Genomic DNA, 13,483 nt, shown 5'->3' with positions numbered 1-13,483 from the left:
GCCGCTCGCCCCGGTAGTCCAACGGCAGAGACAATGGTCTCAAACACCATCCAGTGTGGGTTCGAATCCCACCCGGGGCACCCAGTCTCGGAGTCGAGTGCTCCAGTGATCCTCCGGGCAACCACGTCGGCACTCGACCCGGGTTCGCGGCTGCGGCACGATGCTCCGGTGCTCCTCGGACCCGCTGACCCTCTCCCGGTCCGGCCCCAGCGGGTTCTGGTCAACGGCAGCGCGGGGTCGGGGAAGACGACGCTGGCCAGGGCTCTCGCCGAACGGCTCGACCTGCCGCACACCGAGCTCGACGGTCTCTTCCACGGTCCGGGATGGACACCGCGGGCGGAGTTCCTCGACGACGTCCGGGCCCTGGCGGCGAGCGACCGCTGGGTCACGGAGTGGCAGTACGGCGACGCGCGGCCGCTCCTCCTGGAGCGTTGCGACCTGCTGGTCTGGCTCGATCTCCCCCGCCGGGTGTCGATGTGGCGGGTGACGCGCCGCACGCTTCGACGTCGGTGGCGCCGCGAGGTGCTGTGGAACGGCAACGTCGAAGGGCCGCTGCACCGCATCCTCGCCGACAGCGAGCACATCGTCCGGTGGGCGTGGACGTCGTACCCGCGGGCCGCGGAGAGGGTGACTGTTGCGCTCGCCGAGCGACCGGACCTGACCGTCGTGCGACTGCGCGGCGCCCGCGAGGTCGAGCGCTGGCTCGCGCGGATCGACGGCAACGGCGGGGGGCCAGGGCCACGTCGCTGACCGCGTCGAGGGCTCGGGGATCCGGCGGGTGCCGGTGCGCGCGTCGCGCACCGGCACCCGCCCCCGATTCGTCAGCAACGCTGCCAGGTGCCGCTCTGGCCCGTCGCCTGCCAGTGGCTGCTGCTGTTGAAGGTCGCGCCGAAGAGGAGAGGCTCACCGTGAAGCTGCTCCGGAGGTGCTCACCCGACGTGCAGCGTGGCAGGCAAATGCCGTGGTCCGCAATAGGCAACTTGAGTAAATAATCGTGCCGACCGGTCGCCACGAGCTGCGCCCCTGCTCTGGGTCGTCGCGACGGGGTGTGGTCCTCGGCCTGCGCGAGGCGCGCGGCGTACGCGAGCGCGAGGACGACCGGCGGTAGGTGCGTGCCGTCCCGTCAGCGGGAACGGCGGTACGCCGGGGCCACCTCGTTGATCGCGTCGCCCATGCGGTGGATGCGCAGCGCGTTCGTCGAGCCGGGGATGCCCGGAGGGCTTCCGGCGATGATCACGACGAGGTCGCCCTCCTTGACCCGACCGATGGCCAGGAGCTGCTCGTCGACCTGGCGCACCATCTCGTCGGTGTGCTCGACCGACTGGGTCTTGAAGGTCTCGACACCCCACGTCATGGCCAGCTGCGAGCGCACCTGCGCCTCGGGGGTGAACGCCAGCACCGGGATCGGGCCCCGGTAGCGGGCCAGCCGGCGCGCGGAGTCGCCACTCTGGGTGAACGCGACCAGGTACTTCGCGCCGATCCGCTCGGCGACCTCGACAGCCGCCTTGGCGATCACGCCGCCGCGGGTCTTCGGCTGCCAGTCGATCGCAGCCATGCTGTGCAGCTCGTGGTGCTCGGTCGAGCGGATGATCCGCGCCATCGTGCGCACGGTCTCGATGGGGTACTCCCCCACGCTGGTCTCGCCGGACAGCATCACCGCGTCGGCACCGTCGAGGACGGCGTTGGCGACGTCGGACGCCTCGGCGCGCGTCGGCGCCGGGTTGCTGATCATCGACTCGAGCATCTGCGTCGCCACGATCACCGGCTTGGCGTTGCGGCGGGCCTTCTCGACCACGCGCTTCTGCAGGAACGGCACGTCCTCGAGCGGGCACTCCACGCCGAGGTCGCCGCGCGCCACCATGAAGCCGTCGAACGCCTTGACCACCTCGTCGAGGTTGTCGATCGCCTGGGGCTTCTCGATCTTGGCGATCACCGGCAGCATCACGCCCTCCTCGCGCATGACCTGCCGCACGTCCTCGACGTCCTTGGCCGAGCGCACGAACGAGAGCGCGACGAAGTCGACGGTGAGGTGCAGCGCCCAGCGGAGGTCCTCGATGTCCTTCTCGGACATGGCCGGGACACTCACCGGCACACCGGGGAGGTTGATGCCCTTGTGGTCGCTGATCCGGCCGGCGACCTCGACCCGGGTGTGCACGTCGGGTCCGTCGACGCCGGTGACCCGGAGGCGCACCTTGCCGTCGTCGATGAGGATCTGGTCGCCCTCGCGCACGTCGCCGGGCAGGCCGTCGTACGTCGTCGGGGCGATCTCGTTGTTGCCGGAGATGTCGCGGGTCGTGATCGTGAACGCCTGCCCGGGCTGGAGCCGGACGCCGCCCTGGGCGAACCAGCCGAGCCGGATCTTCGGACCCTGCAGGTCGGCGAAGATGCCCACGCCGTGGCCGCTGGCGTCCGAGGCGGCGCGCACCATCTTGTACACCGCCTCGTGCTCGGCGTGGGTGCCGTGGCTGAGGTTCAGGCGGGCGACGTCCATGCCCGCGTCCACCAGGGCCTGGATGCTCTCGGGGGTCGATGTCGCAGGCCCGAGCGTGCACACGATCTTTGCTCTACGCACGATGAACGACCCTACCGGGAGTGGCCTTGAACGATCCAATTACCGGCGGGTATTGGACCGATCGGTGGACGGGCGCGTCGACCGGCAGCGTTGACCGGCGGGTGCGCCTCAGACGGTGAGTGGACGCTCGGTCGGCGGGATCGGCGCCGGCAGCGTGGTGGAACCCGTCAGGAACGTGTCCACCGCGGCGGCGGCGGCCCTGCCCTCGGCGATCGCCCAGACGATCAGCGACTGCCCCCGGCCGGCGTCGCCGGCCACGAACACGCCGTCGACCGAGGACGCATAGGAGCGGTCGCGCACGACGTTGCCGCGCTCGTCGAGCTCGACACCGAGCTGCTCGACCAGACCCTCGCGCTCGGGGCCCACGAAGCCCATCGCCAGCAGCACCAGCTCAGCCGGGATCTCGTGCTCGGTGCCCTCGATCGGCTGGAACTTCGCGTCGACCTCGATCACCCGGAGCGCCCGGACGTTGCCCTGCTCGTCGGCGAGGAACTCCTGGGTGGAGACCGAGTAGACCCGGTCACCCCCCTCCTCGTGCGCCGAGGAGACCCGGAACGTCATCGGGTACGTCGGCCACGGCTGGCCGGCCGGCCGGTCCTCACCGGGACGCGGCATGATCTCCAGCTGGGTGATGGACGCCGCGCCCTGACGGATCGCCGTGCCGAGGCAGTCGGCACCGGTGTCACCGCCGCCGATGATCACGACGTTCTTGCCGTCGGCACGGATCTGGCCCTCGACCGGCTCCCCGAGCGAGGCCCGGTTGGACTGCGGAAGGTACTCCATCGCCTGGTGGATGCCGCCGAGCTCGCGACCCGGGACGGTGAGGTCGCGGGCGACCGTCGAGCCGATCGCGAGCACCACGGCGTCGTACCGCTCCCGAAGGGAGCGGCCATCGGGGTCTGTACCCACGTCGATGCCAGACCTGAACACAGTCCCTTCTCTTCGCATCTGCTCCAGCCGGCGGTCCAGGACGCTCTTCTCCATCTTGAACTCGGGGATGCCGTAGCGCAGCAGCCCACCGATCCGGTCGGCGCGCTCGTAGACCGCCACGGTGTGCCCGGCCCGGGTCAGCTGCTGGGCGGCGGCCAGTCCGGCCGGACCCGATCCGATGACTGCGACGGTCTTGCCGGAGAGCCACTCGGGCGGCTGCGGCCGCACGTTGTGCGACTCCCAGGCACGCTCGATGATCGAGACCTCGACGTTCTTGATCGTGACGGCGGGCTGGTTGATGCCGAGCACGCACGCGGTCTCGCAGGGCGCCGGGCACAGCCGGCCGGTGAACTCCGGGAAGTTGTTCGTGGCGTGCAGCCGCTCGATCGCGGCGTCCCAGTCGTCGCGCCAGACCAGGTCGTTCCACTCCGGGATGATGTTGCCCAGCGGGCAGCCCTGGTGGCAGAACGGGATGCCGCAGTCCATGCAGCGGCCTGCCTGGGTGCGGATGATCGGCAGCAGGGCCCGACCCGGTCCACCGGGGTAGACCTCGTTCCAGTCCCCGACGCGCTCGTCGACGGGGCGCCGCTCGGCGACCTCGCGGCCGTGCTTCATGAAACCCTTGGGGTCAGCCATGACGCGCCTCCTCCGTCGGCGCGGCATGGCGCCATGCTGTGCCGATTTCCATGGCCTTCGCAAGCTCAGCCATGGAGTACCTCCATGATCCGCGCGGCCGTCTCGTCCTCGTCGAGGCCCTCCTCGAAGGCCTCCTCGCGCGCCTGCAGCACCCGCTTGTAGTCGCTCGGCATCACCTCGGTGAACCGGGCCAGCGCCGCCGGCCAGTCAGCGAGCAGCGCCTCGGCCACCGGCGACTCGGTCTCCTCGAGGTGCTTGCGGACGAGCTGCTCGAGCTCCTCGGCCGCCTTGCCCTCGACCTTCGCGAGCTCCACGAGCTCGGGGTTGACGCGGCCCTCGACCAGGTCGAGCACGTAGGCCACACCCCCGCTCATGCCGGCCGCGAAGTTGCGCCCGGTCGGACCGAGCACCACGACGGTGCCCCCGGTCATGTACTCGCAGCCGTGGTCGCCCACGCCCTCGACCACCGCGGTCACGCCCGAGTTGCGCACGCAGAACCGCTCCCCGGCCTGGCCGCGCAGGAACACCTCGCCGGACGTCGCGCCGTACGCGATCGTGTTGCCCGCGATGATCTGCTCCTCCGCCGCGAACGTCGCCGAGCGGTCCGGGCGGACCACGATCCGGCCGCCGGAGAGACCCTTGCCGACGTAGTCGTTGGCGTCGCCCTCGAGCCGCAGGGTGATGCCCGGCGGGAGGAAGGCGCCGAACGACTGACCGGCCGAACCCACCAGGGTGAGGTCGATGGTGCCCTCGGGCAGCCCCTCGGCACGGTGGCGCTTGGTCACCTCGTGGCCGAGCATCGTGCCGACCGTGCGGTTGACGTTGCGGATCGGGAGCTGGGCCCGCACCGGCTCGCCCTTCTCGAGGGCCGGGGCGCAGAGCTCGATGAGCTCCTTGTCCAGCGCTTTGTCGAGCCCGTGGTCCTGGCCGGTGGTGTTGTGCAGCGCGGCACCCTCCGGCAGGTCGGGCACGTGGAAGATCGGCGCGATGTCCAGGCCGACCGCCTTCCAGTGGTCGACGGCGCGCTCGGCGTCCAGCACCTCGGCGTGGCCGATCGCCTCGTCCAGCGACCGGAAGCCGAGCTCGGCGAGGTGCTCGCGCACCTCCTGGGCGATGAACTCGAAGAAGTTCACGACGAACTCCGGCTTGCCCGAGAACCGCTCCCGCAGGACGGGGTTCTGGGTGGCCACGCCCACCGGGCAGGTGTCGAGGTGGCAGACGCGCATCATCACGCAGCCCGACACCACCAGCGGCGCGGTGGCGAAGCCGTACTCCTCGGCCCCGAGGAGCGCCGCGATCACGACGTCGCGGCCGGTCTTCAGCTGGCCGTCGGTCTGCACGACGATGCGGTCGCGCAGCCCGTTGAGCAGCAGGGTCTGCTGGGTCTCGGCGAGGCCGAGCTCCCACGGACCACCCGCGTGCTTGAGGGACGTGAGCGGCGAGGCGCCCGTGCCGCCGTCGTGGCCGGAGATCAGCACGACGTCGGCGTGCGCCTTGGAGACGCCCGCGGCGACCGTGCCGACGCCGACCTCTGCGACCAGCTTCACGTGCACCCGCGCCTGCGGGTTGGCGTTCTTGAGGTCGTGGATCAGCTGCGCGAGGTCCTCGATCGAGTAGATGTCGTGGTGCGGCGGCGGGGAGATCAGGCCCACGCCGGGCGTGCTGTGCCGGGTCTTGGCCACCCACGGGTAGACCTTGTTGCCGGGCAGCTGGCCACCCTCACCTGGCTTCGCGCCCTGCGCCATCTTGATCTGGATGTCGTCGGAGTTGGTGAGGTACTCCGCGGTGACGCCGAAGCGACCGGACGCCACCTGCTTGATCGACGAGCGCCGCTCCGGGTCGTAGAGCCGGTCGGCGTCCTCGCCGCCCTCGCCGGTGTTCGACTTCGCGCCGAGGCGGTTCATCGCGATCGCGAGGGTCTCGTGCGCCTCCTTGGAGATGGAGCCGTACGACATCGCGCCGGTCGAGAAGCGCTTGACGATCGCGGAGACCGGCTCGACCTCGTCGATGCTGATCGGCTCGCGACCGGTCTGCCCGGCGTCCTTGAACCGGAAGAGGCCGCGCAGCGTCATCAGCCGCTCCGCCTGCTCGTCGACGAGCTGGGTGTACTGCTTGAACACGTCGTAGCGACCGCTGCGCGTGGAGTGCTGCAGCCGGAAGACGGTGTCGGGGTTGAAGAGGTGCAGCTCGCCCTCGCGGCGCCACTGGTACTCCCCGCCGATCGCGAGGTCGCGGTGGGCCGGCGCGATCCCGTCGACCGGGTACGCCGCGTGGTGCCGCCGGGCGACCTCCTCCGCGATCGTGTCCAGACCGATACCGCCGAGCTTGGAGGTGGTGCCGGTGAAGTACTTGCCGACCAGCTCCTCGGAGAGGCCGAGCGCCTCGAAGATCTGCGCACCGGTGTAGGAGGCGACCGTGGAGACACCCATCTTGGACATCACCTTCAGCACGCCCTTGCCGAGCGACTTCACGAGGTTCTTCACCGCGACCTCGGGCTCGGTCTTCACGTAGAAGCCGTCCCGGGCGAGGTCCTCGACGGTCTCCATCGCCAGGTAGGGGTTGACCGCGGCCGCGCCGTACCCGATCAGCGTGGCGACGTGGTGCACCTCGCGCACATCGCCGGCCTCGACGATCAGGCCGACCTGCGTGCGGGTCTTCTCGCGCACCAGGTGGTGGTGCACCGCGGCCGTCATCAGCAACGACGGGATCGGGGCGTTGGTCGCGTCGGAGTGGCGGTCGGAGAGCACGATGATCCGCGCGCCCTGCGCGATCGCGGCCGACACCTCGGCGCAGATCTCGTCCAGGCGGGTGGCCAGCGCCGCGCCGCCACCGGCGACCTCGTAAAGGCCGCGGGACACGTGGGTGATGAAGCCCGGCATGTCGCCGTCGCGGTTGATGTGCCGGATCTTCACCAGCTCGTCGTTGGTGATCACCGGGAACGGCAGCACCACCTGGCGGCACGACGCCGGCGTCGGCTCGAGCAGGTTCGCCTCGGGACCGATGGTGCCGTTCAGGCTGGTCACGAGCTCCTCGCGGATCGCGTCCAGCGGCGGGTTGGTGACCTGGGCGAACAGCTGCGCGAAGTAGTCGAACAGCAGCCGGGGCCGTTCGGACAGCACGGCCACCGGGGTGTCGGTGCCCATCGAGCCGATCGGCTCGGCACCGGTGTTGGCCATCGGGGTGAGCAGGATCCGCAGCTCCTCCTCGGTGTAGCCGAAGATCTGCTGGCGGCGGGTGACCGAGGCGTGGCTGTGGATCACGTGCTCGCGCTCGGCGATGTCGCCGAGCTTGATGAGGCCGGCGTGCAGCCACTCGTCGTACGGGTGCTCGGCGGCGAGGGCGGACTTGATCTCCTCGTCCTCGATGATCCGGTGCTCCTCGATGTCGACGAGGAACATCCGGCCGGGCTGCAGGCGACCCTTGCGGACCACCTTCGCCGGGTCGAGGTCGAGGACACCGACCTCGCTGGCCAGGACCACGAGGCCGTCGTCGGTGACCCAGTACCGGCTGGGCCGCAGGCCGTTGCGGTCGAGGACCGCGCCGACCTGGGTGCCGTCGGTGAACACGACGCACGCCGGGCCGTCCCACGGCTCCATCAGCGCGGAGTGGAACTCGTAGAACGCCTTGCGCTTGGCGTCCATCTCGGTGTGGTTCTCCCACGCCTCGGGGATCATCATCAGCACGGCGTGAGGCAGGCTGCGCCCACCCATGTGGAGCAGCTCGAGCACCTCGTCAAAGGACGCCGAGTCGCTCGCGCCCGGCGTGCAGATCGGGAACAGCCGCTCGAGGTCGCCGGGGATCAGCTCGCTGGAGAGCAGCGCCTCGCGCGCACGCATCCAGTTCCGGTTGCCCATCACGGTGTTGATCTCGCCGTTGTGGGCGATGAAGCGGTACGGGTGGCTGAGCGGCCAGCTCGGGAAGGTGTTCGTGGAGAACCGCGAGTGCACCACGGCGACGGCGGTCTCGACGCGCTCGTCGACCAGGTCGGGGAACACGTGGTCGAGCTGCTCGGTGGTGAGCATGCCCTTGTAGGCGATGGTGCGGCTGGAGAGCGACGGGAAGTACGCGTCGGTCTCGTGCTCGCTGCGCTTGCGCAGGCAGAAGGCGAGCCGCTCGAGGCCCATGCCGAGCAGCCGGCTGCCCTTGGCCGCGACGAACAGCTGCAGGAAGCTCGGCATCGTCGCGAGGGCGGTCTTGCCGAGCGACGACGGGTCGGTGGGGACCTCGCGCCAGCCGAGGACCGACAGGCCCTCCTCGGCGGCGATCTCCTCGATCCGGTGGCGGGTCTTCTCGACCTGGCCGGCGTCGCCGGGGATGAACGCGGTGCCCACGGCGTACGCGTGCTGCGGCGGGAGCTCGAAGCCGAGCTCGGCGGTGACCTCGCGGAAGAACCGGTCCGGCACCTGCATGAGGATGCCGGCGCCGTCGCCGGAGTTCGGCTCGGCGCCCGCGGCGCCGCGGTGCTCGAGGTTGCGCAGGGCGGTCAGTGCCTGCGACACGATCTCGTGGCTCGGTACGCCGGTCAGGGTCGCCACGAAGGCCACGCCACACGCGTCGTGCTCGTGGTCGCCGTCGTACAGCCCTTGGGGCGGCGGGAATGCCTGCAACACACTCTCCCGTCGTCGTCTCAGCGCACGTTCAGCCGGACCCTCGATGGGACCGGATCGGTGCGGCGGTGGAAGCATGCTGCACAGGACTTCGCTGGCCCATGCGGAGAGAACAGCCTACATCAGGCGGACGGCCGAGGTCGCGCCCATTAGATGGGACGGACGTCTCAGGATGTGGAAGGCTGAGCGGGAGAACCCGTCGACGCCCCGTCGTCAGCGCCCTGGTCCGACTCGTGCGCCGACTCCGGGACCGGCTCGGCGGAGGGCCCGTCGGCGGGCCCGCGGCCGTCGGCGTACACGCTCGGCTCGCGGCTGTCCGGGCGCGGGTGCCGGCGGCCGGCGAGCACGAAGTAGGTGAGAGCCAGGAGGAACAGGATGATCGACATCCACACGCCCCAGCGGAGTCCGGCCACGTCGTTGAGCTCGATCGTGTCGATCCGCAGCGACTCGATCCACCCACGGCCGGCGCAGTAGACCATCACGTAGAGGGCGAAGCAGCGCCCGAAGCCCAGGCGCAGGCGCCGGTCGAGCCAGAGCACGACCGCCATCCCGCCGAGGTCCCAGAGGCTCTCGTAGAGGAAGGTGGGGTGGAAGGTCGGGTACTTCTCGTACCCCGTCGGCCGGTGCGCCAGGTCGATCTCCAGACCCCACGGCTTGCTCGTCGGGCGTCCGAACAGCTCCTGGTTGAAGTAGTTGCCCCACCGCCCGATCGACTGGGCCAGGAGCAGCGTCGGGGCGAGGGCGTCGGCGAGGGCAGGGAGCCGGATGCCCATCCGGCGGCAGGCCAGCCAGGCGCCGAACGCGCCGCCGGCGATGCCGCCCCAGATGCCGAGCCCGCCGTGCCAGACCTCGAGCGCTGCCCACGCGTTCTTCCCGGCGCCGAAGTAGAGGTCGTGGTCGGTGGCCACGTGGTAGGCCCGGGCTCCGACCAGCCCGAACGGCACCGCCCACAGCGCCACGTCGCCGATCTCGCCCTGACGACCGCCGCGTGCGGCCCAACGCCGCTCGCCCAGCCAGACGGCGGCCACCACGCCGGTGATGATGCAGAGGGCGTAGGCGCGGATCGGCACCGCACCGAGGTGCCAGACGCCTTGGCTCGGGCTCGGGAGCGAGAGCGGGAGCAGCAGCAGGGCGGTCACGGGACTCTCCTAGGTCAGGAACGGAGCAGCTTGATGATGTCAGCCGCCATCGCGGACGGCGAGGTGTCCTGACCCCAGGCGAGCCGGGCCTGGTTGCCGGCGACGCCGAACACCTCGGTCGTGTGCGTCACGTCGTAGCCGCCGCTGGGCAACCGGGCGCCCTTCTCGATGAACACCTTGAGGGGCTTGGCGAGGTCGATGATCCTCGGGAGCTCCCCGGTGAGGCCGACGAAGGCGGGGTCGAGCCGGTCGAGGTAGGTCCGCAGGACCGGACGCGTGTCGCGGCCCGGGTCGGTGGTCACGAAGACGACCTGCACCCGGTCGCGCTGGTCGGCCTTCAGCCGGCTCACCGCGCTGGCGATGGTGCTCATCACCACCTGGCAGATGTCGGGGCACTTGGTGTAGCCGAAGAAGACGATCTTCAGCGGCGCAGGGGCGGCGGCCAGGGAGTACGGCGCACCTGCGGTGTCGGTGAGGGTCAGGTCGGGGACGAGGTACGGCGTGTCCAGGTAGGTGCCGTGGAAGCCGTGGTTGTCCGAGCCGGTGAGACCCGCGACCGCGTTCGGTTGACGGTCGCTGCCGCACCCGGACAGGGCCAGGACCGCGACGGCGAGGACGACCGCGACCAGGCGCCGCAGGCGGCGTTCACGCACGCCGGACCCCGCCGGCCAGGTCCTCGGTGAGGGCACGCAGAGCCGCGAGCCCGACGGCCCGGTCGCCCTGCGCGTCCAGCAGCGTGCGCACGAAGGCGGAGCCCACGATCACCGCGTCGGCGTACGACGCCACCTCGGCGGCCTGCTGGCCGTTCGAGACCCCGAGTCCGACGCCGATCGCCAGGTCGGAGCCCTGCTCCTCGAGCGTGCGGCGAGCGCGAGCCACGAGTGGACCGGCCAGCTCGCTGGTGCTGGCGCGGGCGCCGGTGACGCCCATGACCGCCGTCGCGTAGACGAAGCCGCGGCAGGCGGCCGTGGTCATCGCGAGCCGCTCGTCGGTCGACGACGGCGCGATCAGGAAGATCTTGTCGAGGTCGCGGGCGTCGGCGGCCGCGATCCACTCGGGACCCGAGTCGGGCGTCAAGTCGGGCGTGATCAGGCCCGCTCCCCCGGCGCTGGCGAGGTCGGCGGCGAACCGGTCCACGCCGTACCGCTCGATCGGGTTCCAGTAGGTCATCACCACGGTCGGGGTGCCGGTCGCCGCGACGGCCTCGACCGTGCGGAGCACGTCGGTGGTGTGGACGCCGCCCTCCAGCGCCTGGTGCGCTGCCGCCTGGATCGTGGGGCCGTCCATCACGGGGTCGCTGTAGGGCAGGCCGACCTCGATGATGTCGCAGCCGGCGTCGACCATCGCCTTCAGCGCCTCGATCGACCCCTCGACCGTCGGGAACCCTGCGGGCAGGTAGCCGACGAGCGCGGCGCGGCCCTCCGCCCGGGTGGCGGCGAACGCCTTCGCGGTGCTCATCGCGCCGCCTCCGACGAGATCGTCTCGGCAGGGTCGCCGAGGCCGAACCAGGTGGTGGTCGTCTCCATGTCCTTGTCGCCGCGGCCGGAGAGGTTCACCAGGATCGTCGACCCCGGCGCCTCCTTGGCGAGCTTGAGTGCGCCCGCGACCGCATGGGCGGACTCGATCGCGCAGATGATGCCCTCGGTGCGGGCGAGCAGGGCCAGGGCATCCATGGCCTCGGTGTCGGTGATCGGCCGGTACTCGGCCCGGCCCGTCTTGGCGAGATGCGCGTGCTCGGGCCCGACGCCCGGGTAGTCGAGGCCCGCCGAGATCGAGTGGGACTCGATGGTCTGGCCGTCCGCGTCCTGAAGGACGTAGGTCCGGGCGCCGTGGAGGACACCGACCTCGCCGGCGGTGATGGTGGCGGCGTGGCGGGGGGTGTCGACGCCCTCGCCGCCCGCCTCGAACCCGACGATGCGCACGTCGGCGTCGTCGAGGAAGGCGGTGAAGAGCCCGATCGCGTTGGAGCCGCCGCCGACGCACGCGGTGACGACGTCGGGCAGGGTGCCGGTGCGCTCGAGGCACTGCGCACGGGCCTCGTCACCGATGCCCCGGCAGAAGTCGCGGACCATCGCCGGGAACGGGTGCGGGCCGGCGGCCGTGCCGAAGCAGTACGCCGTGTGCTCGACGCTGGCGACCCAGTCGCGGATCGCCTCGTTGATCGCGTCCTTCAGCGTGCGGCTCCCGGAGGCGACCGCGCGGACCTCGGCGCCGAGCAGCCGCATCCGTGCGACGTTGAGGGCCTGGCGCTTCGTGTCCAGCTCGCCCATGTAGACCACGCAGTCCAGACCGAGGTACGCCGCGGCCGTGGCCGTCGCGACACCGTGCTGGCCGGCCCCGGTCTCCGCGATCATCCTGGTCTTGCCCATGCGCTTCGCGAGCAGGGCCTGCCCGAGCACGTTGCGGATCTTGTGCGCGCCGGTGTGGTTGAGATCCTCGCGCTTGAGCAGGATGCGCGCACCGGCGACCTCGGAGAGCCGCGTCGCGTCGTAGAGCAGGCTCGGCACGCCGGCGTACTCGCGGAGCATGCGGTCGAACTCCCCGATGAAGTCCGCGTCGGCCATCGCCTCGTGCCAGACGGCGGTGAGCCGGTCCAGCTCGGCGATCAGGGCCTCCGGCATGAACCGCCCGCCGAACTCCCCGTAGCTGCCCTCGATCGTGGTGCCGCTCATGCGGTCGCTCCCGCCGTGCGCATCGTGGCGACCGCCGCAGCGGGGTCGCCGTCCTTGACCAGTGCCTCGCCGACCAGCACCACGTCGGCGCCCTCGGCGGCGTAGCGAGCCGCGTCGACCGGCCCGGACACGCCCGACTCGGCCACCTTCACGACGTCGTCGGGCAGCAGGCCGACCAACCGGCCGAAGGTGTCCGGGTCGACCTCGAGCGTCTTGAGGTTGCGGGCGTTCACACCCACGAGCTCGGCGCCGACCGCGAGCGCCCGCGCGATCTCGGCCTCGTCGTGCACCTCGACCAGCACGGTCATCCCGAGCGCGCGCGCCTCCGCGTGCAGGCGGGCCAGCGTCGGGTCGTCGAGCGCGGCGACGATCAGGAGCACCAGGTCGGCGCCGGCCGCGCGGGCCTCGTGGAGCTGGTAGCTGGTGACGATGAAGTCCTTGCGCAGCAGCGGCGTCGGGACGGCTGCCCGCACCGCGCGCAGGTCTTCCAGGCTGCCGTTGAACCGGCGCTCCTCGGTGAGTACGGAGATCGCGTCGGCACCGCCCTCGGCGTACGCCCGGGCCAGCGCGGCCGGGTCGGGGATGTCGGCGAGCTCACCCTTGCTCGGCGAGCGCCGCTTGACCTCCGCGATCACGCTGAGCCCCGGCGCACGGAAGGCGGGCATCGGGTCCAGCGCCGGCGGCGCGGCGGCAGCCAGCTCGCGCACCCGCGCCTCCGGTACGACGGCCTCGCGACCGGCGAGGTCCTCGCGCACACCGGCGACGATGTCGTCGAGCACAGACATGGAGCAGCCTCACTGGATCGGGCGGTCGGGGGGTCGGCCGGGGGCCGCTCCTAGGTTCTCACGCGCCCCAACTCGGGTGCGGTCGTGGTCCGACGAGTGGCCTTCGCCGGCGGCGGCTGTTGCCTGCGGCGGCCGGTTCCGC

General features: G+C 71.3%; 9 protein-coding genes and 1 tRNA gene. 2 read left to right on the top strand and 8 right to left on the bottom strand.

Features of this window, described 5'->3' with window-relative positions; genetic code table 11:
* Positions 1-7: 7 nt before the first annotated feature.
* Positions 8-80: transfer RNA gene (locus EFL26_RS07620), tRNA-Leu, on the top strand.
* An 88-nt stretch (positions 81-168) separates the two neighbouring features.
* On the top strand, positions 169-750 hold the full coding sequence (locus EFL26_RS07615; RefSeq protein WP_123222450.1) for a P-loop NTPase family protein: 582 nt from the start codon (positions 169-171) through the stop codon (positions 748-750).
* 373 nt (positions 751-1,123) lie between these two features.
* Here EFL26_RS07615 and pyk read toward each other — a convergent pair whose 3' ends face one another.
* From pyk to trpC, 8 genes are all read right to left on the bottom strand, one after another.
* Positions 1,124-2,572 (bottom strand): pyruvate kinase, encoded by a 1,449-nt coding sequence (gene pyk, locus EFL26_RS07610; protein ID WP_123222266.1) that lies wholly within the window; start codon positions 2,570-2,572, stop codon positions 1,124-1,126.
* 108 nt (positions 2,573-2,680) lie between these two features.
* Entirely contained in the window at positions 2,681-4,138 is a 1,458-nt protein-coding gene (locus tag EFL26_RS07605; RefSeq protein ID WP_123222265.1) for a glutamate synthase subunit beta, read from the bottom strand.
* A 65-nt stretch (positions 4,139-4,203) separates the two neighbouring features.
* On the bottom strand, positions 4,204-8,748 hold the full coding sequence (gene gltB / locus EFL26_RS07600; protein WP_246000072.1) for a glutamate synthase large subunit: 4,545 nt from the start codon (positions 8,746-8,748) through the stop codon (positions 4,204-4,206).
* Between the two features lie 164 nt (positions 8,749-8,912).
* Positions 8,913-9,884 carry a prolipoprotein diacylglyceryl transferase gene (gene lgt, locus EFL26_RS07595; protein WP_246000071.1) on the bottom strand — a complete coding sequence of 324 codons (972 nt, stop codon included), beginning with the start codon at positions 9,882-9,884 and terminating at the stop codon, positions 8,913-8,915.
* Positions 9,885-9,898: 14 nt separating this feature from the next.
* On the bottom strand, positions 9,899-10,537 hold the full coding sequence (locus EFL26_RS07590) for an SCO family protein (protein WP_246000070.1): 639 nt from the start codon (positions 10,535-10,537) through the stop codon (positions 9,899-9,901).
* A complete protein-coding gene (gene trpA / locus EFL26_RS07585; protein ID WP_123222262.1) occupies positions 10,530-11,342 on the bottom strand; it encodes a tryptophan synthase subunit alpha in 813 nt (270 codons plus the stop codon). The genes EFL26_RS07590 and trpA overlap by 8 nt, the downstream gene beginning before the upstream one ends.
* A complete protein-coding gene (gene trpB / locus EFL26_RS07580) occupies positions 11,339-12,556 on the bottom strand; it encodes a tryptophan synthase subunit beta (RefSeq protein WP_123222261.1) in 1,218 nt (405 codons plus the stop codon). Before trpB ends, trpA begins: the two co-directional genes overlap by 4 nt.
* The gene (trpC, locus tag EFL26_RS07575) at positions 12,553-13,341 is read right to left on the bottom strand and encodes an indole-3-glycerol phosphate synthase TrpC (protein ID WP_123222260.1); all 789 of its coding nucleotides are present in this window, start codon (positions 13,339-13,341) and stop codon (positions 12,553-12,555) included. The genes trpB and trpC overlap by 4 nt, the downstream gene beginning before the upstream one ends.
* Positions 13,342-13,483: the final 142 nt, after the last annotated feature.

Source organism: Nocardioides pocheonensis (assembly GCF_003725535.1).
GTDB classification, from domain to species: domain Bacteria; phylum Actinomycetota; class Actinomycetes; order Propionibacteriales; family Nocardioidaceae; genus Marmoricola; species Marmoricola pocheonensis.
This window is presented reverse-complemented; position numbering and strand designations above follow the sequence as displayed.

Coding starts and splice junctions, on each gene's coding strand:
- trpB (WP_123222261.1), bottom strand. CDS start 12,556: ATGAGCGGCACCACGATCGAGGGCAGCTACGGGGAGTTCGGCGGGCGG.
- trpA (WP_123222262.1), bottom strand. CDS start 11,342: ATGAGCACCGCGAAGGCGTTCGCCGCCACCCGGGCGGAGGGCCGCGCC.
- trpC (WP_123222260.1), bottom strand. CDS start 13,341: ATGTCTGTGCTCGACGACATCGTCGCCGGTGTGCGCGAGGACCTCGCC.
- EFL26_RS07605 (WP_123222265.1), bottom strand. CDS start 4,138: ATGGCTGACCCCAAGGGTTTCATGAAGCACGGCCGCGAGGTCGCCGAG.